The sequence below is a fragment of the Clostridium sp. USBA 49 genome, assembly GCF_900167505.1.
In the GTDB taxonomy this organism is placed as follows: domain Bacteria; phylum Bacillota; class Clostridia; order Clostridiales; family Clostridiaceae; genus Clostridium_AT; species Clostridium_AT prolinivorans.
Genome location: NZ_FUYD01000003.1, coordinates 50,088 through 74,927, shown reverse-complemented (window position 1 = coordinate 74,927; position 24,840 = coordinate 50,088). Strand labels below are relative to the sequence as shown.

The 24,840-nt window shown below is 26.4% G+C and carries 18 protein-coding genes and 1 pseudogene; 7 read left to right on the top strand and 12 right to left on the bottom strand.

Annotation, left to right across the window (positions count from 1 at the left end; translation table 11 throughout):
• Positions 1-145: 145 nt before the first annotated feature.
• Complete coding sequence (locus B5D11_RS04210; RefSeq protein ID WP_078681808.1) at positions 146-1,702, top strand: ABC-F family ATP-binding cassette domain-containing protein; 1,557 nt, start codon at positions 146-148, stop codon at positions 1,700-1,702.
• 54 nt (positions 1,703-1,756) lie between these two features.
• Here B5D11_RS04210 and B5D11_RS04205 read toward each other — a convergent pair whose 3' ends face one another.
• Positions 1,757-2,215, bottom strand: a complete 459-nt coding sequence (locus B5D11_RS04205; protein ID WP_078681807.1) for a DUF3231 family protein — start codon at positions 2,213-2,215, stop codon at positions 1,757-1,759.
• A 175-nt stretch (positions 2,216-2,390) separates the two neighbouring features.
• On the bottom strand, positions 2,391-3,542 hold the full coding sequence (locus tag B5D11_RS04200; protein ID WP_242942243.1) for a GerMN domain-containing protein: 1,152 nt from the start codon (positions 3,540-3,542) through the stop codon (positions 2,391-2,393).
• A gap of 471 nt (positions 3,543-4,013) precedes the next feature.
• Between B5D11_RS04200 and B5D11_RS04195 the strand changes: the two genes are divergently transcribed.
• The 4 genes from B5D11_RS04195 to B5D11_RS04180 all read left to right on the top strand — a co-directional run bounded on the left by B5D11_RS04195 (position 4,014) and on the right by B5D11_RS04180 (position 8,627).
• Positions 4,014-4,778: a putative ABC transporter permease gene (locus tag B5D11_RS04195; protein ID WP_078681806.1), complete on the top strand. Its 765-nt coding sequence runs from the start codon at positions 4,014-4,016 to the stop codon at positions 4,776-4,778.
• Between the two features lie 176 nt (positions 4,779-4,954).
• Positions 4,955-5,323 carry a phage holin family protein gene (locus B5D11_RS04190; protein ID WP_078681805.1) on the top strand — a complete coding sequence of 123 codons (369 nt, stop codon included), beginning with the start codon at positions 4,955-4,957 and terminating at the stop codon, positions 5,321-5,323.
• 434 nt (positions 5,324-5,757) lie between these two features.
• On the top strand, positions 5,758-7,029 hold the full coding sequence (locus B5D11_RS04185) for a hypothetical protein (RefSeq protein WP_078681804.1): 1,272 nt from the start codon (positions 5,758-5,760) through the stop codon (positions 7,027-7,029).
• Between the two features lie 89 nt (positions 7,030-7,118).
• Complete coding sequence (locus tag B5D11_RS04180) at positions 7,119-8,627, top strand: DUF1846 domain-containing protein (protein WP_078681803.1); 1,509 nt, start codon at positions 7,119-7,121, stop codon at positions 8,625-8,627.
• Between the two features lie 106 nt (positions 8,628-8,733).
• Here the strand turns inward: B5D11_RS04180 and B5D11_RS04175 are convergent, their stop codons facing one another.
• Positions 8,734-9,510, bottom strand: a complete 777-nt coding sequence (locus B5D11_RS04175) for an alpha/beta hydrolase (protein ID WP_078681802.1) — start codon at positions 9,508-9,510, stop codon at positions 8,734-8,736.
• 318 nt (positions 9,511-9,828) lie between these two features.
• Here B5D11_RS04175 and B5D11_RS04170 point away from each other — a divergent pair, with 318 nt between their 5' ends.
• The gene (locus B5D11_RS04170; RefSeq protein ID WP_078681801.1) at positions 9,829-11,538 is read left to right on the top strand and encodes a hypothetical protein; all 1,710 of its coding nucleotides are present in this window, start codon (positions 9,829-9,831) and stop codon (positions 11,536-11,538) included.
• A 239-nt stretch (positions 11,539-11,777) separates the two neighbouring features.
• On the opposite strand, the gene B5D11_RS04165 is transcribed toward B5D11_RS04170, so the two are convergent.
• The 6 genes from B5D11_RS04165 to B5D11_RS04140 form a co-directional block, all read right to left on the bottom strand.
• A complete protein-coding gene (locus B5D11_RS04165) occupies positions 11,778-13,475 on the bottom strand; it encodes an extracellular solute-binding protein (protein ID WP_078681800.1) in 1,698 nt (565 codons plus the stop codon).
• An 87-nt stretch (positions 13,476-13,562) separates the two neighbouring features.
• Positions 13,563-14,456: a carbohydrate ABC transporter permease gene (locus B5D11_RS04160; RefSeq protein ID WP_228201977.1), complete on the bottom strand. Its 894-nt coding sequence runs from the start codon at positions 14,454-14,456 to the stop codon at positions 13,563-13,565.
• Positions 14,457-14,471: 15 nt separating this feature from the next.
• Positions 14,472-15,362 carry an ABC transporter permease gene (locus tag B5D11_RS04155; protein WP_078681799.1) on the bottom strand — a complete coding sequence of 297 codons (891 nt, stop codon included), beginning with the start codon at positions 15,360-15,362 and terminating at the stop codon, positions 14,472-14,474.
• A 613-nt stretch (positions 15,363-15,975) separates the two neighbouring features.
• Entirely contained in the window at positions 15,976-17,049 is a 1,074-nt protein-coding gene (locus tag B5D11_RS04150; protein WP_164850168.1) for a response regulator transcription factor, read from the bottom strand.
• Positions 17,050-17,101: 52 nt separating this feature from the next.
• Positions 17,102-18,868 (bottom strand): sensor histidine kinase, encoded by a 1,767-nt coding sequence (locus B5D11_RS04145; protein ID WP_078681797.1) that lies wholly within the window; start codon positions 18,866-18,868, stop codon positions 17,102-17,104.
• Between the two features lie 245 nt (positions 18,869-19,113).
• Positions 19,114-19,542 carry a hypothetical protein gene (locus B5D11_RS04140; RefSeq protein ID WP_078681796.1) on the bottom strand — a complete coding sequence of 143 codons (429 nt, stop codon included), beginning with the start codon at positions 19,540-19,542 and terminating at the stop codon, positions 19,114-19,116.
• Positions 19,543-19,625: 83 nt separating this feature from the next.
• Here B5D11_RS04140 and B5D11_RS12515 point away from each other — a divergent pair.
• Positions 19,626-19,706 (top strand): annotated as a pseudogene (locus B5D11_RS12515) (methionine gamma-lyase family protein); the annotation flags it as partial.
• A gap of 69 nt (positions 19,707-19,775) precedes the next feature.
• Here B5D11_RS12515 and B5D11_RS04135 read toward each other — a convergent pair.
• Genes B5D11_RS04135 through glgD form a run of 3 tightly spaced genes read right to left on the bottom strand, consistent with a single transcriptional unit; the run spans position 19,776 to position 24,838 of the window.
• Entirely contained in the window at positions 19,776-22,214 is a 2,439-nt protein-coding gene (locus tag B5D11_RS04135) for a glycogen/starch/alpha-glucan phosphorylase (protein ID WP_078681795.1), read from the bottom strand.
• A 60-nt stretch (positions 22,215-22,274) separates the two neighbouring features.
• Complete coding sequence (gene glgA, locus B5D11_RS04130) at positions 22,275-23,705, bottom strand: glycogen synthase GlgA (RefSeq protein ID WP_078681794.1); 1,431 nt, start codon at positions 23,703-23,705, stop codon at positions 22,275-22,277.
• A gap of 23 nt (positions 23,706-23,728) precedes the next feature.
• Positions 23,729-24,838, bottom strand: a complete 1,110-nt coding sequence (gene glgD / locus B5D11_RS04125; RefSeq protein ID WP_078681793.1) for a glucose-1-phosphate adenylyltransferase subunit GlgD — start codon at positions 24,836-24,838, stop codon at positions 23,729-23,731.
• Positions 24,839-24,840: the final 2 nt, after the last annotated feature.

Genomic DNA, 24,840 nt, shown 5'->3' with positions numbered 1-24,840 from the left:
CTTTAATTGACAGAATAAGTTTATATAATTTAAACTATATATGTTAAATTTTAAAGTTTATTGTAGCAGTGTGGCAAAATAATAGTTGTATCTGTTAAGAATAAAAGATAAATATATTCCAATTAAAAAGCAAGGAGAGAAATTAATGAGTATATTAACTGTAAAGAATGTAAGCCATGGTTTTGGAGATAGAGCTATATTTGAAGATATATCATTTAGACTTTTAAAAGGCGAACATGTTGGGCTTATAGGTGCTAATGGAGAAGGAAAATCAACTTTTATGAATATAATCACAGGAAAGCTTGTTCCAGACGAAGGTCAAATTGAATGGTCTAATAAAGTTAGGGTAGGATATATGGATCAACATTCTTCACTTGAGAGTGGTAAAACTATAAGAGATATTTTAAAAGAAGCTTTTAAGTATTTGTTTGATGCGGAAGCTGAAATGAATAAACTATATGAAAAAATGGGTGATGCTTCAGAAGAAGAACTTGAAAAAATGCTTGAAAGGACAGCAGTAATTCAAGATATGCTTGATCATAATGGATTTTATGTTATTGATGCTAAAATAGAAGAAACAGCAAGAGGATTAGGGCTTTTAGATGTGGGGTTAGATAAAGATGTTAAAGATTTAAGTGGTGGACAAAGAACAAAGGTTTTACTTGCTAAACTTTTGCTCGAAACTCCTGATATATTACTTTTAGACGAACCTACTAATTATTTAGATGAAGTTCATATTGAATGGCTTAAAAAATTTTTAAATTCTTATGAAAATGCATTTATATTAATTTCTCATGATATTCCATTTTTAAATTCAGTAATTAATATTATATATCATGTGGAGAATAAAGGTCTTACAAGATATGTTGGAAATTATGATGAATTTAAAAGAGTATATGAGGCTAAAAAGAAACAATTAGAGCAAGCATATGAAAGACAACAGGCAGAAATTGCAAGACTGGAAGATTTTGTTGCAAGGAATAAAGCTAATGTAGCTACTGCAAATATGGCTAAATCAAGACAAAAGAAATTAGATAAAATTAATAAAATTGAACTTGTTTCTGATAAACCAAAACCTGTTTTTAATTTTAAACAAGCTAGAGCTTCGGGAAAAGTTATATTTGAAACAAAAGATCTAGTTATAGGCTATGATCATCCTCTTACAAAACCTCTTAATCTTTATATGGAAAGAGGGCAGAAAATTGCATTAGTTGGAGCTAATGGATTAGGTAAGACAACACTTCTTAAAAGTTTAATTGGACAAATTAAACCAATAAGCGGGAAAGTTGAACTTGGAGATTATCAATATATTGGATATTTTGAGCAAGAGAGCAGGGAAGGAAATACTAATACATGTATTGAAGAATTTTGGAGTGATTTTCCTGGATATACTCAGTATGAAGTTCGTTCTGCACTTGCAAAGTGTGGATTAACTACAAAACACATTGAAAGTATGATTATGGTTTTATCCGGAGGAGAGGCTGCTAAGGTAAGACTTGCAAAATTAATAAATAAAGAAACAAATATACTAATACTTGATGAGCCAACAAATCACTTAGATGTAGATGCAAAAACTGAGCTTAAAAGGGCATTAAAAGAATATAAAGGTTCAATACTTTTAGTTTGTCATGAGCCTGAATTTTACAAAGATATAGTAACTGAAATTTGGAATTGTGAAAATTGGACAACTAAAATAATATAATGAGAGAATTAAATATTATTAAAGCCTAGCAAAAATTTTTGCTAGGCTTTTTTACTATGATGGGTTATACCAGCCGTTTGACTGCATTTCTCTAAATAATGTTTCAGCATGATTTTGTTCTTCCTGCTGGATATGCTGAAGCTGCTTTCTTATATTTGGATCAACAGATTCTAAAACAGCTGTGTTGTATGAGCTTGAAACATGTTTTTCAGTAGATAAAGCGTCATTTAAAAGCTGAGCATCTGTAATTCCTAAGTCGTGCTGTACATTAGATAAATTATTTTCAGGCTTAGTATAAGTTTCAAAAATATTTTGACTGGTTATATTAGAACCTTGAAGCATTCCTTTTAATGTATCAGCATGCTGACGTTCTTTATCTGCAATGTCTGTAAACACTTTTTTTATATTTTGATCTGAAGCTAAAGAAGCATATTGCTCATATTTTCTTATGCAAATATATTCTTGATTTAAATTATCCTCTATTAAAGTTTTTTCTTTGTTTGTTAATGCCATTATATAAAACTCCTTTCTTTTTTGATTAAGACAGAATATATTTTGGTGTTAATTATATTTTATTTTGCATTGTAATTAAAATTTATAATTCTGCTTAATCTTTTTAATCCTTTTATAGTATGGCTTATTATGATATATAAAATACCTATAAAATTAAAAAAGGAGTTTTAAAGCTTTATTTAAGCTTTACTGAATTTTTATTATCTACTTTGAATACTTCGCCTTTTTTCATTTCAATATGTCCAGAGCTATAAGGCTTATTTTCAATAGTTATATAAACTTTGTCTACTCCATAGTAGCCGCCTAAAGTATTTACTATACTTTGAAGAATTAATGATTCATAACCAGATCCAGCATTCATTTCTGTAACAAAATTTTTATTAAAATCTACATAAACTGTATCATTATTTAAATAAAGACTGTTAATTTTTGCATTTGGACTTAAAGGTTTTCCGAGACTTGCATTTGGAGATTCTTTAAATGCTTTTTCAAATGCAAATTTAGTTATATCATTAGTTTTAAAAGTTAAATTTTTATCTATATAATATAATTTATCATCATTTATATTAGGATAATAAAATTTAATAGTTTGAACAAGAGATGCATTGTTTTGGAGTTTTTTTAATGATGAAATAACTTCCATATCTTTTGAAGTATATAAAGATTTTACAAGTCCCTTTTGAGGTACATAGTAATCTATATCTTTAAAATCTTTACCTTCTGTAGTTACCTCAACAGCTTTAAATGTTCCTAAAGGTGTATCAACATCTATATCTATATTAGAAATATATCTTTTTCTGTCATTTGAAATATTCCAAGAAGTGCCTTTTACTATGGGTTCTTTTAAAAGTATTTCATCAGTATTGGGTTTTTTAGAAGTAAAATCTTCCCTATAATAAGCTTCTTCCTTAGAATAGATAAGTTTAAGTTCGCCGTTTTTATATTCTAAGACATTTGCAATTTCAGTGCCGCCATTATTTTTTCTAAGTTGTATCTTGTCGTTTTTAATATAGTCCACCCAAACTGTGAAAGAGGCATATTCATTGCCTTTTCCTTCATAAGTGTATAATGTATTTAAATTAAAAGGATATATGTCTTTTATAGTATATTTAGCATTGTTAGAAGTATTTTCATTAACTCCTATATTTGCATTATTATCTTTTGGATCAACTGCTGGATTATTATTTTTATTTTCATTTAAAATAGATCCATTTTGTGAATTTTGGGTATTATTTTCATTATTTTTAATATTGTCTTTTTTACATCCGTAAGAAAAAATTAAAAAAGTTGAAATTAAAAGAGTAAATGTTATTTTTTTTATTTTCACTAAAAACACCTCCCTGAGATTATAATGTAAAATTTTAAAATTTTACATATATTTAGTTTCTCATGAAAAATAATTAATATGTTATTTTAATTATAAACCAAAATCAGGTAAATATAAACAATAATAAAATTTAATTATTATAATATCTAATTATTTTAAAAAATATATTCTATATATTCTAATTTCTTATAAAAATATTTTTAAAATATTGATAACATATATATAGATAAAAATGTATTATTTATTTTAGTATATATTAAGTTCTTATTTTAGCTATATTATAAAAATTAGAATTATACTATTATTTTAAAAATTTAAATGATAAAATAGAAAATATGATAATTATAAAAATAAAAGTAATAAACAATTGTAATTATTAATATGATATAAAATTCAAATAATTTCTAATAAAAGATAAAACTTAAACATAGATTGTTAGTATATAAAAATATATTATGAAGAGGTAGATATATGGAAAAATTTTATTATTTATTTTATTCTTTTATAATTTATTCTTTTTTAGGATGGGTTTTAGAAGTTATTTATCATTTATTAAGGGAAAAAAGGTTTATTAATAGAGGATTTTTAAGAGGACCTGTTTGTCCTATATATGGTACAACAGCTGTATTACTTATTATCTTGATAGATATAATAAGCAATAATTATATTTATATATTTGTTGCAGGAGCATTAATAGCTTCAATTATTGAGTTAGTTACAGGCTATGTTCTTGAAGCAGCTTTTAATACAAGATGGTGGGATTATTCTAATTTAAAATTCAATATAAAGGGGTATGTTTGTTTAAGATTTTCAATATTTTGGGGAATTATTTCAGTATTTTTTGCTAAAATTATAAATCCTAAAGTATCAAAAATTGTGTATTGGATAGTAGATAAAAACAATAAATTGGTATTTATTACAGTATTAATTATTTTGTTATTAGATATAATTTTTACTATAAATAATTTAATTGCTTTTAAGAGATTATTTGCTGAAATTCAAGACATATTAATGGAGATTAAAAATAATGTAGATAAACTTATGAATGAAAAAATAAGTAAAGAAAGTATTCTAATTATAGATAAGAGAATAAATGCTCTTAAAGAATCAAAAGAAAAATTACTTCTTAAAATAAATTTAAGACAAAGAAGATTATTAAAGGCGTATCCACGTTTAAACTCAAAAAAATTTGAAAGTGCTATAGAAGAGATAAAGAAAAAAATTAAGAAAAAATAAAAATAAATATTTAATATAAGTTGATTTTACTTTGAAATTAAAAATTTATAAAATTACTTTTAAAAAAGTAAAAAATTGCATTATAAAATAATACATAAGATTCAAGTTATGTTTAAATAATAATATATATGATTAAGTTAAATAATCATAATATAAAATAAAAAGGAGGTTTTTCTATGGAAGGCAAAAAAAAGGAAGCTGATAAGGAATTTGGTATAGGTCATATGATTGCAAGAATAATTGTTTCTGCAATTACATTAGCTGTAGTAGCTTTTCTTACACCAGGCTTTACTATTAGTGGTATTTGGCCGCTTCTTATAGCTTCTGCAGTAATAGGTGTCATAGATTATCTTATAGAAAAGCTTACAGGATTTGATGCAACTCCTTTTGGAAGAGGTATAACAGGTTTTTTAGTATCGGCAGCTATAATTTACTTAACAAGTTACATTGTATCAGGATTTAATATAAGTATGTTAAGCGCAATAATAGCCGCATTAATTATAGGAGTTATAAATATGATACTCCCAGGAAGAAAAGTTTTATAATTTTTAGTAATGATAAAAAATAAATGGCAGTTAGTAATTTCAGTGAATATTAACTAAAATTACTAACTGCCTCAAATTTTATTTCTTTAAACTTTAAATTTATATATAAAATAAAATTATATGATTAAGCTTTAATAATCTTTAAATTAAATTTTTATATAATTTATAGTATTTATTATATTATTAGTATTTATTATAGCATTTAAAGTTTACTATTGTACCTATATAGTTATATAACAGTTAATTTTCAATAAAAATACTTTTTATAGTGCAATCATATAGTGCAATCATTATATATAACAAAAATATTCACATAATAAAAATATAAAAAATATAAATGCTAGTCTTTATATTATCATTATATATAGTTTATAATATAAGTTATAGTTTTTAAAAAAAGTTCATTTTTGTGGATGTAAGAAAGGATGTAAAAATTGAATAAGGATATATTAAAATTTTGCAATAACAATGAATATATGAATAATATACTCAAACTTTTTACAGAAGATTTTTTCTTTGAATATAATGAATTTTCTCCAAAAGAGAAACGAATTATAGTAAAAGCAATACCTTATTTTTATAGAATATGGTATTATTCTTCTCTTGTAGATAACACTCCATTGTCTCCTTCAAATTTTATAAATCTTCAAGTTCAAGATAAATTTGGGGAGAAATTTAGAGTAGTTCCAATAATTAATCCTATTTATAAAAACAGAACTTTAAAGGAATTTAAATATGAATATAAATTGTTTACTATTGATAACCATCCTGTTTTAGAAGACATTAAGTTATTTTTAGAATATTGTTCTCCAGATGTAGGTATAGATGAGTCAGGATTACTTTTAGAAGAAGAAAGAAATAAAATAATTAATAAATTAACTTTTAAAGAAATATTTTATGTAACTTTTTTAACTAATATTGCCTATGAACTTAATTTAATAAAAAAAATGCCTTCAATTGGTACATATAGAGCTATGCAAAATTTAAATAATGTTAATGAATTTTTCAGCCTTTCTAAAATAGAACAACTAAAAAAAATAGTAGCTGCAATAATTTCTAATGCCTCAAAAATTTTATTGCAATCTTTTAATTTTGATAGAAGTACTTTTTCAAAGAAAGCTTTATTTGAATTGTTTAGTAATTCTCAAAATCTTAATGAATATAGTTATAAAATATTTAAAAAATTTAATATTGATATTGATATATCATCTTTAAGTGAATTACTTTTTAAACCTATAAGTGAAAGCGAAATATATAAAATACCTGAAGAAAGATTTTTTGGCATTGCTTTAAGTGTAGAGTTTTCATTTATTATGGATGCTTATTTATTGACTCCACTTGGGCATTATTTACAATTTATACAGCCTATTTATAATAATAGATTTGATTTTTTATTTAGTTTTGAACAGCTTATTCAGGCAGATATTTCTAACATTCCTTTGATTAAGCTTTATTTTATTATGGCAAATGGATTTGATATAACTCCTTTAGGTAAAGAAATATTATTAGATGGAAATAGCCCTAAAAACGAATTTCAAAGGCTTATAGGTACAATTGATTTTAAAAATATTTATGAAGAAATTATAAACTATGTTGAACCTGAAGTAAGTATAGATGATTTTGAAGATGATTATGCAGAGGTTTTAAACTTTGAAGATTTTAAAGCATTAAAAAAAGAAATTGAAAATGCACACAAAAAAGAGTAAATTAGATTTGTACTATGTGATATAATAATAAAGTTGAAAATTGCAGCATTATATATAGAAAAACTTATGATAATTTGGTGGTGGGTAAAATGAAAAAAGGATTTGATCATGAAAAATATCTTAAAGAACAATCAAAATATATATTAGAGAGAGTTAATAATTATGACAAGCTTTATATTGAATTTGGAGGTAAGCTTCTTTTTGACATGCATGCTAAAAGAGTATTACCTGGATTTGATGAAAATGCTAAAATAAAGGTACTTCATGAACTTAAAGACAAGCTTGAGGTAATTATTTGCGTTTATGCAGGAGATATAGAAAGAAATAAGATAAGAGGAGATTTTGGAATAACCTATGATATGGATGTTTTAAGGCTTATAGACGACTTAAGAGAATATGACCTTGATATAAATAGTGTAGTTATAACAAGGTATAATGGGCAGCCTGCTACTAATGTTTTTATAAATAAACTTGAACGAAGAGGGATTAAGGTATATAAGCATAAAGCTATTGAAGGGTATCCAACAGATGTGGACAATATTGTAAGTGATAAAGGTTATGGCTCAAACCCATATATTGAAACAACAAAACCTATAGTAGTAGTAACTGCTCCAGGACCAGGCAGCGGAAAATTAGCTACTTGTTTAAGTCAGCTTTATCATGAATATAAAAGAGGCAAAGTTGCAGGATATTCAAAATTTGAAACATTCCCAGTTTGGAATATTCCTTTAAAGCATCCTTTAAATATAGCTTATGAAGCAGCTACAGTAGACCTTAAAGATGTTAATATGATTGATTCTTTTCATCTTGATGCATATAATGAATTAGCTGTAAATTATAATCGCGATATAGAAACTTTTCCGGTTCTTAAAAGAATTATAGAAAAAATAACAGGTAAAGAATCTATATATAAATCACCAACTGATATGGGAGTTAATAGAGTTGGTTTTGGAATTATTGATGATGAAGTTGTTAAAGAGGCTTCAAAACAAGAAATTATAAGAAGATATTTCGAAACAGCATGTGAATATAAAAAAGGATATGTTGATTTAGAAACTTTTCAAAGAATTAAAATTATTATGGAAGAACTTAAACTTAAGCCAGAAGATAGAAAGGTTGTTATACCTGCAAGAGAACGTGCATCTAAATTAAAAGGAGAAATTAATGGAAGTGAAGTGTGTTCTGTTGTAGCTCTTGAATTAGAAGATGGTACTATTTTAACAGGTAAAAGCTCAGATGTTATGAATGCAACTGCGGCTGTAATTTTAAATGCTGTTAAATATCTTGCTAATATAGATGATGATATTTATCTTATATCACCATTAATACTTGAGCCTATTATAAATTTAAAATCACAAAATTTAAAAAGTAAGAGTACAGCATTAAACTGTGAAGAAATTTTGATTGCACTTAGCATATGTGCTGCTACAAATCCCATAGCAGAAGTAGCACTTCAAAAACTTCCACTGTTAAAAGGATGTCAAGCACATTCAACTACAATATTAAGCAGATCAGATGAAGAAATATTTAGAAGACTTGATATAGATGTTACTAGTGATGCTCAATATCCTTCAGAAAATCTTTATTATATAAATTAAGAATAAATAGAAGAGGTGATTAAACAAATTTAATTATATATTTAAATTTGCTTAATCACCTTTAATTTATATTTAAATATATGAATTAATTAATAATTGATTTGAATTATAATGGAAGCCAGTTTAAAACGTTTTGAATATTTTTATCCCAGTAATCCCATGTATGACTTCCAGGTCCTTCAATATATGTATAATCAAAATCAGTTTTTACTATAAAATTCTTAAAATTTTGATTATTTTCATATAGAAAGTCTTCAGTGCCGCAGCATTGAAAAAGTTTTGGCTTAATTGAACCTGAATTTATTAAATTTTGAGCTAAATAAAATAAATCATGTTCACTATTAGGTACAGAATCTAACTCGCCAAAAATATTATATAATTCATTATTACTTATAATATCATCACTTTTTACGCGGCTATTTATATCTAAAACTCCAGAAAGACTTGCTGCAGCAGCATATTTTTCAGGACAGCTTAAAGCTATTTTAAAAGCACCATATCCTCCCATAGATAATCCTGCAATAAAATTATCTTCTCTTTTTTCAGAAAGAGGGAAAAATTGCCTTGCTATATTAGGAAGTTCTTCTGATATAAATGTAAAATAATTATATCCATGCTTCATATTTGTATAAAAACTTCTTCCAGCGTTTGGCATTACAACAGCAATTCCCAGTTCAGAAACATATCTTTCAATAGAAGTTCGCCTTTGCCAAATAGTATGATCATCAGATAGTCCATGAAGTAAATATAAAGTTGGATATTTTTCCTTTTTTATAGAACCTTTCATTCCAATTTGAGAAATTGTATTTTGAGGCAGTATTACACACATTGAAGTTGAAAAACCTAATACTTCAGAAAAAAAATCACAATGAATTAAAGCCATGATTATTATCTCCTTTAAAATTATAGATTTTCTTCAATTATATCATATTAATAGAAAAAAGTGGATAATAATAGCGGCTTATTAAAGAAAACTTTAAAATTAACGATTATATTATAAATATAGAGAAATATAAAGAAAAAATAAGATTACAGAATTTAATAATATATATAAAGCTTTAAAGATGTAAGGCAAATGTATTAGGATAAAAATGATAAAAAAGTTATTTGCAATATGGTATTGTATAACTTATAATAATTTTATTAATATTGCATTTTGTGTTTCAGAATACAAAATGTATTAAATATGAGGGGGATAAAAATGTATTATTTATTACTTATTTTATTGTTTTTAAAACCTAGTATTAAAAAAGAAGATTTACAAGAACAAATTATAAGGGGAATTTTAGGAGGGATAATATCATTTTTTGTGTTTTATATTTGTAAATACGATAAAAGTATTTCTTTTATTTTTTCTATGCTTTATATTCCAATTATTATTCAAATTATATTTTATACTATATCAAGCGAGAAAAACAAATATAAGAATAAATCTAAATCTAAATCTTTCTTTGTACCAGTTATGATTTTATTTTTTATTTTAAGTATATTATATAATACTCTGCCTTATATAACAGGTAATGCTAAAAAACTTGCACAAATGGTACCAGTTAAAGAAAGTACAGAAAAAATTTCTCAAATAGATGCTGAACATGTCATTATTATATCACCAGAAACAGCTTATTATGAAATGCAGAAAATGCTTGGAACACTTCCTAATCCTAGTGTTTATAAAGTAGGTGAACTTGGAATAACTATGGCTAAAGGAGAGGCTTTTTATGTAGCACCAATTGAGGTAGATGGATTTTTTAGATCACTTACAAATAAAGAAATACCTGGAGTTATGGTTGTTTCAGCAGAAAAGCAGGAAGAGGCAAAAATTATTAATATGCCTATTAATAAAGCAGAATCTTTATCTTTTGGGCATAATCTTTATAGGGCACTTAGAAGAGCTAAACCTGGAGCAATACTGTTTCAAGCAAATGCTGAACTTGATGAAGAAGGAAATCCTTATTATGTAGGAAGTTATGGACATTATAAATATGGACGTAAAGGTGCAGTTGTTGATGGTGTACTTTTAGTGTCTTTTAAGGATGGAAAAATTACTGATTATAGTAAAGATAAAGCTCCTGAATGGGTAGATGAAGTTTATCCTTCTGATATTTCTGAAGATTATAATAGATATTTTGGTACACTTTCTAAAGGATTTTTCAATAAAATTTTTGCAAAGATAGGAGTTCATGTACCTACAAATTGGGTTTCTCAAACAAGTATAGGAGGACTTGATGTAAATTCTACTGAAGTTACTGGAGTCATAGATAGTGATGGAAGAATGAAGTGGTTTACTGACCATACAAATACATCAGAAAATTCAACAACTATGACAGGATATACTCTTATGGATATGAGAAATGGAGATATGATTTATTATAAAACATCAGGCTATATAAATGGCAAAGGAGCTATGAATGCTGTAGATAAAACTATAGGAGCTAATAAAGCAAATTGGACTCCTGTACAGCCTTTGTTTTATAATATTTTCGGTGCTGAAGCATGGGTAGTTCCAGTGGTAAATAAAACTGATGGAGCTTTAGTAAAGGTAGGGATAGTTTCTGCTAAAAATAGTTATGTAGTGCTTGAAGATAATAAAACTGCAGCCCTTGATTCATTTAAAAATGCTATTGCTTATGGCAAAATAAATGAAGTAGGAGATAAAAATGCAAATAGTATTAAAGCTGAGGAAAAGACTATTACAGGAAAAGTTTCAAGAATAAATGCAATAACTGAAGACGGAAATACAATTTTTTATCTTAAACTTGATGGATTAGAAACTATTTATATGGTAAATAAATCTGCCGGAGTTGATATAGTTTTAACTAAAGAAGGAGATATGGTTGAAATAAAATATTTAGATATTAAAGATAATAACATAGTTTCAACAACAAGTTTTAAAAATAATAATATAAAATAAAAAAGAATATTTACAGTTAAAATAAAATTAGAGGAAATCATATCCTCTAATTTTACTTTTTTATAGTATTATTAACTCACAATAAGCTTTAAATTAATTTCTACTATACAATTTATAGTGTTTTTAAATTTCTATTATATTATATATAATGGTCAATATTTAATAAAAGACATTTTGTGAGTTAATAATAGTTATTTTGAATAATGAACTATTATTTTATAATTTTAATGTATATAATATTATTTACTTATTTCAGCAATTTCTTTTAATATTTTTTCTCCTCCTTGTGCGTTCCATTTATTAACAAAATCATCGAAAGAATCTATAGGAGCAGTACCCATAATTATTTTAGCGAAAGTTTCTTTTTCTAGTTTTTGAAGATTAGACCATCTGGAAGTCATAGTATCTGTTTGACCGTAATAAAGGCTATATACTTCTTTAATGTTCTTTTCTGTTGAAAGAGGTCTATCTCCAACCATGATAGATACAAGACGAGGTAGATTGCTAGATACAAGATCACTCTTTAAATCCCAATTATTTATAGAATAATCATCTAGTGGTTCTTTTTTAAGTTTTTTAATTGCTTCCATATCTCCTTTAAGAAGTTTATGAGTACTAAAATCTACATCTTCAATAGTAGTTTCACCTTTCATGTATTTATTAAGTATATTATAAGAGGATTCAAGTTCATCTACATTATCAAATACAGCGAATAAAGGATAAGCAGCTCCTGTACCTGTATTTTTACTTAAGCCGTTTTCTATCCATTTTGCTTCATCTCTTAAAAGAAGATTAATAACTTTTACAGCAGCTTCAGGGTTTTTACAATTTTTATTTACAACTAAGAAATTAGTAGCTGGAGAAGATAAATGAACATAGTAATTTCCATCTTCAGCTCTTGGAGATGCATAAGCTTGCCAATCTGGAGCAGGATTTTGCTTATAAACATCAGCAATGTTATAACCTTCCCACCAAGGCCCGAAGAATATACCAGCTTTACCATCAAGAACTGGCTGCATGCTGTCATCACGTACTAGTAATTCTTTATCAATTAATCCTTCTTTATACATATTTGATAATGCTTCTAAAGCTTTTTTTGTTTCAGGTTGAGTAGAACCATATACAACTTTACCGTTACTGTCTTTTAACCAGTAACCTGGATAAGATTGATGTGCACTAAAAATAGGATCTAGTCCAAATTGATTACCATCTGTTCCTGCTAAAGTACCAGATTTAGCTGGGCCAACAATACCTATTGTGTCTTTTTTACCATTCCCGTCTGGATCTTGTTCAACAAAAGCTTTAGCAGTAGCTTTTAATTCTTCCATATTTGTAGGAACCTTTAAATTTAATTTTTTTAACCAATCTTGACGAATCCACATTTCATTAAAACCATTTGCCTTTGGAGAAGTAGCAGGAATACCCATAATTTTACCGTCTCTCTCTGTTAGTTTTTTTAGAGATTCTCCGCCGCTATTATAAAAACTTTTAAGTAAATCACAAGCATAATCATTATATACACTTGTTAAATCTGCAATTTGATCAAATTTAAGCATAGCATTAAATTTTGTAGTATCTACAATAACAGCATCTGGCAGATTGTTTGATGAAATTGCCAAGCTGATTTTTTGATCCCAATCACCAGGTGCACAAATCCAATCAAATTTAATATCAATGTTTAAATTCTTTTTAATTTCATCAATATATCCATTTTTTTCAATGGATTGTCCTTCATCAAATTTTACATTAGGATCAAGGGTACGAACAAGTCTTAAGGTAACAGGTTCATTATATTTACCAAATGGACCTGGTTCGGAAGATGTTTTTTTAGAAACTGTATTTTGCACATCTTTTGTATCAGCTTTATTACATGAAGTCAAAGTTGCAGCTAGCATAGTTAAAGTTAAAAAAGAAGTTAAAAGTTTTGTTTTTTTCATTTATTATCCCCCTCATTAAACATATTTTAATATATTTTATTTGCACAAATAATTATGCAATTAAAATCAAGGCAAATTTTATATAAATTATTCTTTTACGGAACCTAAAGTAATTCCAGTTATAAAGTATTTTTGTAAGAATGGATAAATTGCTAAAACTGGTATCATAGCTATAAATATTTTAGCTGCGTTTAAAGATTTATTATTAAGCTGTGATGCAAGTTTAATCTGTTCTACATCCATGGTGTTAAAATCTAAATTTACAACTAATTGCTGTATATAAGTTTGCAATGGATAATTTGATTGTTTAGTATTTAAAACTAGCCCTTGAAAGAACTCATTCCAATGTCCAACTATAGTAAACAAAGTAATAGTTGCAATTACTGGTCCTGAAAGAGGAATAAATATTTGGATAAAAGTACGCCAAGGACCTGCGCCATCTATATATGCTGCTTCTTCTAATGCTGAAGGTATATTTTTGAAAAAGTTTATTACTAATATAACATTAAATATTGGAAGACTTCCTGAAAGAACCAATCCCCATATATTGTCAATTAAACCATAACTTCGGACTGTTAAGTACCAAGGTATTGTACCGCCATTAAATAGCATACAGAATATTAATATCCACATATAAACATTACGATGAGGTAATTGTTTAGATGTTTTAGACAAAGGATAAGCCATTAATAAAGTAGTTCCAACACTTACTATTGTGCCAAGTACAACTCTTTTTATTGATACCCAAAAGGATACGAAAAAAGCTGATTCACTAAGTATTTTGCTGTAAGATAGAAGATTAAATCCTACTGGCCAAAATGTAACAGCACCAGCATTAACGGCTGATTTTTCACTAAGTGAAACCATTAAAATGTACCAAAGAGGTACTAGGCATAAAAGAGAAATTGAAATTAGTAAAACTATGTTTACAACGTTAAATATTTTAGAAGATAAAGATTTATTTTCAACCAAAGAATTCACCCCCCGTTTTAGATTTTAAAAAATCTTATATCCAGTAAACTTATCTGCAAGTATATAGCTTAGTATAATAAGTATAAAGCTCACAACAGATTTTAAAAGACCAACTGCAGTAGCAAGGCTAAACTGTAAATCTACAAGACCTGCACGATATACCCATGTATCAATAATATCTCCAGTTGAATAAACTAAAGGATTATATAAATTATAAATTTGATCAAATCCAGCATTAAGAACATTACCAAGTGAAAGAATTGCCAAAAGTATTATAGTAGTTTTTATTCCAGGTAAAGTAACATGTAATAGTCTTTTAAATCTTCCAGCACCATCAATAGCTGCAGCTTCATGAAGTGCGGGATCAATTCCTGTTAAAGCTGCAAGATAAATAACTGCATTATATCCAAAGCATTTCCATATATCAGAACCTATTACTAAAGGCCTAAATAAATCTGGCCTACCAAAAAATACAATAGGTTTCATTCCCAAAGATGTTAGTAAATTATTAATTGGACCTGTTACTCCAAAAATGTTTAAAACAATATTTGCTAAAATAACCCAAGATAAGAAATAAGGTAAATATACTATGGTTTGAATAGGTCTAACTAATTTTTTTACAGTTAATTCGTTAAGAAGTAATGCAAAAATTAATGGTATTATTAAATTTCCTATTAATTTACCTACTGCTATAACTACTGTATTAATAAATACCTGCTTAATATCATTCATACTGAACATATATTTAAAATTTTCTAAACCTACAAATGGGGATTTGAAAATTCCTAAACTTGGGTTAAAATCTTGAAATGCCATTATAACTCCAAACATAGGTACTATACTAAATAGTATCAGCCAAATATAACCAGGGGCCATCATTATCCAATAATGTTTTATATTTTTTTTATTATACATTTATTAATTTTCTCCTTTCTATATAAGTTTAATTAAATTACAGTTATGTTTTCGTTTACATTTAAAGTATAACATCATTAAATTTTTGTACATATAGATATATGTTGTTTAATTATTGGTATTTTGTTATATAATTAGGTTAATATTGATAGATTATATAAAAATAGCACTAATGTTTTTGATTTTGAGAATATTAAACATGATGGTATTGGTTATATTTATTAATTTAAAGTTTAATGTTAAAGTCTAGGAAAATAATAATCCTCCCTGGTCAAATAAAAGATATTCCCTTATCGGATTATTATTTTCCTAGACTAAATATTAAAAATGGTGTTAAAGTCTAGTAAAAATAATAATCCTCCCTGGTCAAATAAAAGATATTCCCTTATCGTATTATTATTTTCTTAGACTAAGTATTAAAAATGGTGTTAAAGTCTAGTAAAAATAATAATCCTCCCTGGTCAAATAAAAGATATTTTCTTATCGTATTATTATTTTCTTAGACTAAGTATTAAAATGGTGTTAAAGTGTAGTAAAAATAATAATCCTCCCTGGCTAAATAAAATATATCAGCTGGTAGGATTATTATTTTTACTATATTAAATTTTAAAATTTAATGGTAAAGTTGTTTTTTATATTCCCCAGGAGTGGTTCCTGTTAATTCATAAAAGACTCTTATAAAATAATTAACATCTTCATAGCCTATATCATGTGCAATATCGGATACTAAAGCATCTTTTTTTACAAGCAAAGTTTTGGCATATCTTATACGTTCTCTGCGTATGAACTCTTTAAATGACATTCCAGTATATTTTTTAAAATTAATAGAAAAATAACTTCTGCTAAGGTTTATGATTTGAGCAGTCTTTTCTGTACTAAGTGAACTTTTTAAATTTTCTTTTATATAAATTACAGCTTTAAGTATACAAAGCTGAATTTTATCAAGATTAGTTTCTTTAGAAGCTTTTTTATATAATGATTCTCTAAATGAAATAAGCCACTTAAAGAAATCATCAATATTTTCATATTCAGGAATATTTTTTTTAATGCTAACTATATTTTTTTCAGCTTCACTGGTTAAATGAAGTAATACTTGTGCTACTCTCCAAATAGAAACATTAATTTCTTTTGTACGATAAATAAGTTCTTCAAAAATGTCATCATCGTAAATCCAATACATTTCATTCCATTTTTTAACAAGATACTGCCATTTATTTTCATCAAAATTATTTTTAGGAGGAATAGTATTTGAAGAAGGTTTTAAAATATTTTCTTTATAATTAAAATTAATATTTCTTCTTAGCATAATGTTTTCAACTTTTTCACTTATTCGTTTAAGAAGTTCATCACAATTTGTGCTTTCCATTTCTAATTTAGAAATATAATCTATAGCTCCAATTCTTAAAGCTGCTTGTACATAATGAAAATCTTCATGAAATGTTAATACAACAAAAAGTAAATTTGGATTAATAATATGACTTTTTTCCATTAAAGAAATTCCATCCATAACTGGCATAGACAAATCTACGAATAATAAATCTACTGGTGTTTTTTGTAAAAATTCTAATGCTTTTTCACCATTTTGTGCTTCTCCTGCAACTACCATTCCATATTTTTCCCATGGCATCATTGAAATAATTCCTTGCCGTGCTAGCCTATCATCATCTACAATTAATACTTTGTACATATTTATAAAACCTCCTTTAGTAATGCATTTTAATGTTAATAAATTAAATAATTTATTTTTCATAATAAATTGGCATAATCAAAGTTACTTTAGTTCCATGGCTTAATTCACTTTCAATAGTAATTTTAGCTTTATCTTTATAAAACGACTCTAGCATATAACATACATATTTAAGCCCAATTCCGCCCAGTGTATTATCTTTTTCAGATTTTTTATCAAGAGCTTGTTTAATATTATTAAGTTCATCAGCACTAAGACCTTTTCCGTTATCTTCAAATGTAATTATTATAATATTATCTTTATCTAAATGGGATATGGAAATATTTAAACAGCCAGATTCTCCAAGTCCATGTTGTATAGCATTTTCTGCAATAGGCTGTAAAATCATCCGTGCTGTAGGTGTGTCAAGATAATCTCCTTCTTCTATGTTTACTTTTACTTGAAAGTCGTATCGCATTTTTTGTAATTTAAGATAAGATTTAAGTATTTTAATTTCTGTCCTTATAGTAGCTTGTTTATCTACTTTGTTTAGACTATAAGCTAAAATATAATTTAACTCTTTTGTAAAAATCTCAATTTCAGTTTGGCTTTGCATTTTTGCAAGCCAGTGAATAGAGTGAAGTGTATTCATTAAAAAATGTGGATTAATCTGATGATAAATTTTTTCAATTTCTAGTTGATGTTTTTCTTGTGCTACTTTTTCTACATCTAATAAGAGATTCTGTATTCTGTGTTTCATAATATCAAATTGCTTAAAAAGTTCATCATATTCCATTACACCAGTAGAAATAGAAACAGCTTTTAAATCACCTTTGCCCAATTTTTTCATTTCTTTTGAAAATATAAATAGTGGTGTATAAATAAGACGATATAAAGCAATAAATGAAAAACCAAATAAGAATAAGGATATAAATAATATTCCTATAACATTCCTAATCCATATATAAAATTCGTGATTGTAGTCTTTAGCAGGCAATAATAATACATTTGTATATCCAGTATTAGAAGGAACCCTTACACCTACATATTTTTCATATTTACCGAAGTAACCGTTTCCTATTTTGCTTTCATTATTTAATTGAAAAACTTTACCTAAAGTAAAATCGTTTGTACTGGAAAATTTTATTTTGTTATTATAATCTAATTGCAAAAGAATATAATTCATATTCTGTGATTTTGAAAGTGCATCTATAATTTCTTTTGATTCTATTTTAGATTCTATATAAATTATAAGTTCTTTTCCGTTAGACATATTAATTTTACGGGATATTGAAAGAACATCCCATGTAGAAAGTCCCATAGCAATAGATTTATGTATAGAATGATAATAAATGCTGCCATTTTGTTTTAAAACATTAATATTTTGAGGTAAAAAATTATCCTTAGAAGCAAAATTATAAAAATAAGTACAGTTATTTGATGGATCAAAATACGCTCTATAAACGATATCACTATTGGCAAAAGTAATTTTAACTAAACTATCTAAAATTTGCTGACTTATTAAGTATTTATCAAAAGTTGAGTCTTCTTGAAAATAATTTTCAAGTAATGAACCAACAGTACCTTCAGGAGACATTTGCTGTGAAATTTGTATCATATTAAGATAGCTTTCAGTCATTGTATAAGTAATTTGTTCTAAATCAGATACCATTGAAGCTTTTAGTTTATTTTTTTCAATAGAATGAATTGTATAATAAGATGCTAAAGACAGTAATAATAAAATTATAGAAGTTTCAATAACTAAAATAAAAATCAGCCTTTGATGTAGGGTCTTAAACTTAAAATAATTAAAGGAAGATTTTATATTATAAAATTTCACGATATTTCCTCCATGTAATTTAAATATTATAAAAATAATATTATAGTATTATTAACTCACAATAAGCTTTAAATTAATTTCTACTATACAATTTATAGTGTTTTTAAATTTCTATTATATTATATATAATGGTCAATATTTAATAAAAGACATTTTGTGAGTTAATCATATTATTTGATAAAATTAAGATAAACTATATATACATAAGATTAGTAAAACAAATTAAATAAGGTTAAAAATTAACCTTATTCAATTTGTTTTAAAAGTGTTTTCATAACTTTGCTTAATTTTGTTTTACCTAATTCTTCATGAGATATAGCAATAACTAATTTTATATCGTTATCTGATTTATCCCATTTGTAAGATTTAATATCTAATATAGCGTCTTTTGGTATAAATTCTTCTATATCTGAGGCTAATTCTTCTGCTAAATTAAGATATTCTAAAAAAAGGTCATCTTCGCTGATTTTGTCTTTAGAATTGTTTAATATATTCATATTTTCTGATATTATGCTATTTAATTTATCTATACTTATGCTAAGATTAAAAGCAAGCACATCGTCTCTCTTTGATCCTTTGCTCATATCTTTAATTACTTTAAATTCTGAGTTTTTTTCTATAATTTCTTTCATTTCTTTACTGTCAATAATTTGATTACCAAATAATACGTACATTTTTGTTTACCCCTTTTATAGAATTAAAATTAATAGAGTTTATATAAATTATTATAAATTATTATCTAGCATTATAAAACACTTTTCAAGAAGAAAGAATAAGTGATTTACTTTTTACTAATTTAAGTGGTTATGGATATGGAGATATAGGCAGAGATATTTTATATAACATAAAAAAGCACAGCAGATAAATATCTATTGTGCCTTTGCACTAAAAGTTAATTTTAATATAATTATAATATAGGTAGTCTGCCTAATTCTTTAGTACCCCATATATATTTAGAATATTCTCTAATAGTATTGTCGCTTGAAAAAATTCCAGAATGAGCTATATTAGTTATAGACATTTCCAGCCATTTAGATTTTTGAGTATATAATTCATTTGCTTTTTCGTGGGCTTTTGAATATGCATCAAAATCTTTAAGAACAAAGTATTCATCATTAAACATTAAAAGTGATTCATATATGTTTTTAAATTCAGAACGAGAAGGAGCCAAAGTTCCATCTATAAGTTGGTTTAAAAGTTTATTTATTCTCATATCGTTGTTGTAAACATCCCAGGAAGAATATCCTCCGTATTTATTATAGCTTAATACTTCATTTGCTTTAAGCCCGAAAATTATAATATTATCTTCTCCTACAGCTTCTTTTATTTCGATGTTTGCTCCATCTAAGGTAGCAACGGTTATAGCTCCGTTCATCATAAATTTCATATTTCCTGTTCCTGAAGCTTCCTTTGTAGCTGTTGATATTTGTTCACTTATATCAGCACAAGGAATTATTTTTTCAGCTAAAGAAACACTATAATTTTCAAGGAATATTACTTTTAACTTTCCATTTATACTTGGGTCGTTATTAATTTTATCTGCTACACTGTTTATAAGTTTTATTGTTTGCTTTGCAAGATGATAGCTAGGAGAAGCTTTTGCTCCAAAGAAAAATGTTCTTGGAAATATATCTAAATTAGGATTTTCTTTAAGAGTATTATAAAGATACATTATATGAAGTATATTCAAAAGCTGCCTTTTATAAGCATGAAGTCTTTTTACCTGTACATCAAATATAGAGTTTGGATCTAAAATTATTCCATATTTATTTTTTACCATATTTGAAAAATCAATTTTATTATTTCTTTTAATGTCATCAATTTTGTCTTTAAAAGAACTATCATATTTAAAAGAATCTAGATGAATAAGCTCTTTAGGAGATTTAATCCAATTTGTTCCTATTGTTTCATTGATAAGGGAAGCAAGCCTTGGATTAGCTTTTAAAAGCCATCTTCTATGAGTTATTCCGTTAGTTTTATTGTTAAACTTTTCAGGATAAAAGTCATAAAAATTTGATAATTCTCTATGCTTTAATATTTCAGTGTGAAGTTTAGCAACACCATTGACAGAATGACTGCCTACTATAGCAAGATATGCCATATTAATAACTCCATTATTAATAATAGACATACTGTTTATTTTATTCCACTGATTAGGATATTTATAAGCTAATTCTTCACAAAATCTTCTATTTATTTCTTCTATAATCATATAAATTCTTGGAAGAAGTTCTCTAAACATATCTACAGGCCATTTTTCAAGTGCTTCTGCTAAAATAGTATGGTTAGTATAGGCCATAGTATTAGTTGTAATATACCAAGCATCTTCCCAAGATAAAAGTTCTTCATCTACGAGAATTCTCATAAGTTCAGCTACAGCCACAGAAGGATGAGTATCATTTATGTGAATTGCTATATATTTATGAAAGTCTTTTATTGGAAGCTTGCATTTTTTGTATCTTCTAACTATGCTCTGAAGCCCTGCACTTACAAAAAAGTATTCTTGTTTAAGTCTTAAAAGTCTTCCTTCTTTGTTACTGTCATCAGGGTATAAAACCTGAGATATAGATTCTACTGAGGCTCTATAAGCTTGTGCCCTTACATAATCACCTTGACTAAAAGTTGAAAAATCAAAATCTTGTTCTACTGGCTCTGCACTCCAAAGTCTTAAAGTATTTATAGTGTTATTATCGTAACCTATAATAGGAGTATCATATGGAATTGCACGTACTGTTTCATAATCTTTATGAATAAATGTAAGTCTTTGATTTTCATAAGTTGTTATAATTTTACCATAAAATTTAACATCTACAGCTTTATCTTCTTTTCTTATTTCCCAAACGTTACCTTCTCTAAGCCAATTATCTGGTATTTCAACTTGATATCCATTGACTATCTTTTGCTGAAAAAGACCATATTTATATCTAATTCCACATCCATGACCAGGTATTGAAAGAGAGGCCATAGAGTCTAAAAAACAGGCAGCAAGCCTTCCAAGACCTCCATTTCCAAGTCCTGCATCATTTTCTACTTCTTCAAGCTCAGATAAATCTATACCAAGTTCTTTAAGACCTTCAGCACATACATCTCTAATTCCAAGATTTAAAAGATTGCTTCCAAGAAGTCTTCCAATTAAAAATTCCATGGAAAAGTAATAAACTTGTTTTTCTTTATTTTCTTTATAGCATTTATTTGTATTTAGCCAATTTTTTGATACATAATCTCTTACTAAGCCGCCAAGTGCAAAATATTTATGAAGTTTTGAGGCATCATCTATTTCTTCTGCAAATGTATTTAATAGCTTTTCTTTATAGTCTGATTTAAATTTTTCTTTGCTTAAATTCATGCAAATTTACCTCCTCAAATATACAGTAGACAGCAAGGAAACTGCTGTCTACTTACAAATTTATAACATGGAAGAATAAAGTTTTTTATATTCTATGGCGGATTTTTTCCAGCTATTATCTTCTAACATAGCTTTTTTAACTAAATTATTCCAAGTTTTTTTATCATTATAAAAGCTTAATGCTCTTTTTATAGTATATAGCATGTCATGTGCGTTATAATTTTTAAATGAAAAACCATTACCTTCTTTAGTATATTCATCATAAGCTTTAACTGTGTCTTTTAGACCTCCAGTTTCACGAACTATAGGAATACTTCCATATCTTAAAGCTAAAAGCTGACCTATGCCGCAAGGCTCAAATAAAGATGGCATAAGGAACATATCTGAAGAAGCATAAATCTTTTTAGCTAATGTATTACTAAATGTTATGTTAGCAGATAATTTTGAAGGATAAATTCCAGAATAATATCTAAACATTTCTTCATATTTTCTGTCTCCAGTACCTAATACTACAAGCTGTAGATTTAAATTTAAAATCTCTTCAATAACATGAGATACAAGATCTAATCCCTTTTGAGAAGTAAGTCTTGTAACCATACCAATCATTGGTATAGACTCATCCTTTGAAATATTAAGTTCTTCTTGAAGCTTAACTTTATTTTTCAATTTAAGAGATATATTATTATAATCATAGTTATAGAAAAGTTCTTTATCTTTTTCAGGGTTAAATATTTCAGTATCAATTCCGTTTACTATACCACTTAAATCCTTACTCCTAATTTGCAGGAGACCATGAAGACCTTCGCCATAAAATGAAGTTTTTATTTCTTCGGCATAACTTTTACTTACAGTTGTTATTTTGTCTGAAAAATTTAAGCCCCCTTTCATAAATGAAACTCCATCATAGTATTTGAGCATATCTTCTCTAAAATAATCATCATCAAAACTTAATAAATCCCCTAAAATATCTTTTGAAAAAATACCCTGATATTTTAAATTATGGACAGTATATACGATTTTTATATCATTAAATCTAGGTTTATTTTTAAAATGTTCTCTCATAATAGGTGCAATCATTCCAGTATGCCAATCATTAAGATGAATTATATCAGGAGTAAAATCTATCATATAATTTACGGATTCTAAAACAGCTCTGTCAAAGAAGGCAAATCTTTCACTGTCATCATCATAACCATAAGGATTATCTCTTTTAAAATAATATTCATTGTCTATAAAATAAAATGGTATGCCGTCATATTCTAAGTATTGAAGACCACCATATTGATTTCTCCAACCTACAGGTACATTAAATGTAGCTAAAGTAAGCATGTTATTTTTTAATTCTTCTTTTATACCTAAATATTTAGGTATAATAACCCTTACATCTAATCCTAATTTTCTAAGAGCCTTTGGAAGAGCATAAGCAACATCCCCAAGTCCTCCTGTTTTTATAAAAGGATCTGCTTCTGAAGCAACAAATAATATTTTCATTACAATTGTCCTCCTTCTAAATTTTAATCAAATATTCCTTTTTTTTCTATAACAAGAGGAAAATCTAAATCACCTTTTAGTTCTTTGCCTTCCTCAATAATACAATTTTTATCAATTATAACATTAATTAATTTAGCTCCAGATTTAATTTCACAGTTTTGCATTATAATGCAGTTTTTTATTTCAGCATCTTTGTGTATTTTAACTCTTCTAAATATTATGCTGTTTTCTATATTTCCTTCGATAATGCATCCATTTGCAATTAAACAATTAGATACTTTTGAACCTTCAATATATTTTGTAGGAGGTTCATCCTGAGTTTTGGTATAAATAAGACCATTTCTAAAAAATAATTCACTGCTTATATTTAAGTCTAAAAGATTCATATTTGCGTTATAGTAAGAATTTATACAATTAATACAATCAAGATGACCTGTAAATTCATAGGCATTTACTTGTAAAAAATCAAGTTTTCTATATATAGCTTCTTTAAGGGAAGCATAATAACCAGTTTTTATACATTCAATGATTAAATTAATAAGTGTTTTCTTTTTCATTATAAACATTTCCATAGATATGTTACATTCATTTTCAATACCTATATTTTTACCAACACTTAATACACTATTATTTTTATCTATGTTAAGAGTGCTGCAATCAATAAAATTGACTCTTCCATCATTAATTTTCTTATATATTACAGTTATATCAGCATCAGAAGCTTCATGATATGCAGCAGCAGCTTTATAGTCTATATTACAAATCATATTAGAAGATGCTAAGATAGCATAATCTTCTTTACTTTTATAAAAATATTCTATATTGTTTTTTAATGTTTCTATTTCACTCATATGATTTTTTTGTTCAAAATTAAAAACAAACATTCCATTTAGTTTTCTATCTAGATCCCATGGCTTGCCAGAACCAAGATGATCCATAAGAGAACGGGTTTTTCCATCTGTAAATATTCCTATATTTGTAATTCCTGAATTTACCATATTAGATAATACGAAATCTATTATTCTATATCTTCCACCAAAAGGTATCGAGGCTAAAGGCCTATTTTTAGCAAGTCTGTGTATTCTTTTTTCATCTTCATTAAGCATTAATATTCCCATATAATTTTTAAGCATAG

Excerpts from the sequence above, each read along its gene's own strand:
- B5D11_RS04210 (WP_078681808.1), top strand. The coding sequence starts at position 146 with ATGAGTATATTAACTGTAAAGAATGTAAGCCATGGTTTTGGAGATAGA.
- B5D11_RS04205 (WP_078681807.1), bottom strand. The coding sequence starts at position 2,215 with ATGGCATTAACAAACAAAGAAAAAACTTTAATAGAGGATAATTTAAAT.
- B5D11_RS04195 (WP_078681806.1), top strand. The coding sequence starts at position 4,014 with ATGGAAAAATTTTATTATTTATTTTATTCTTTTATAATTTATTCTTTT.
- B5D11_RS04190 (WP_078681805.1), top strand. The coding sequence starts at position 4,955 with ATGGAAGGCAAAAAAAAGGAAGCTGATAAGGAATTTGGTATAGGTCAT.
- B5D11_RS04180 (WP_078681803.1), top strand. The coding sequence starts at position 7,119 with ATGAAAAAAGGATTTGATCATGAAAAATATCTTAAAGAACAATCAAAA.
- B5D11_RS04175 (WP_078681802.1), bottom strand. The coding sequence starts at position 9,510 with ATGGCTTTAATTCATTGTGATTTTTTTTCTGAAGTATTAGGTTTTTCA.
- B5D11_RS04170 (WP_078681801.1), top strand. The coding sequence starts at position 9,829 with ATGTATTATTTATTACTTATTTTATTGTTTTTAAAACCTAGTATTAAA.
- B5D11_RS04165 (WP_078681800.1), bottom strand. The coding sequence starts at position 13,475 with ATGAAAAAAACAAAACTTTTAACTTCTTTTTTAACTTTAACTATGCTA.
- B5D11_RS04155 (WP_078681799.1), bottom strand. The coding sequence starts at position 15,362 with ATGTATAATAAAAAAAATATAAAACATTATTGGATAATGATGGCCCCT.
- B5D11_RS04150 (WP_164850168.1), bottom strand. The coding sequence starts at position 17,049 with ATGTACAAAGTATTAATTGTAGATGATGATAGGCTAGCACGGCAAGGA.
- B5D11_RS04140 (WP_078681796.1), bottom strand. The coding sequence starts at position 19,542 with ATGTACGTATTATTTGGTAATCAAATTATTGACAGTAAAGAAATGAAA.
- B5D11_RS04135 (WP_078681795.1), bottom strand. The coding sequence starts at position 22,214 with ATGAATTTAAGCAAAGAAAAATTTAAATCAGACTATAAAGAAAAGCTA.
- glgA (WP_078681794.1), bottom strand. The coding sequence starts at position 23,705 with ATGAAAATATTATTTGTTGCTTCAGAAGCAGATCCTTTTATAAAAACA.
- glgD (WP_078681793.1), bottom strand. The coding sequence starts at position 24,838 with ATGCTTAAAAATTATATGGGAATATTAATGCTTAATGAAGATGAAAAA.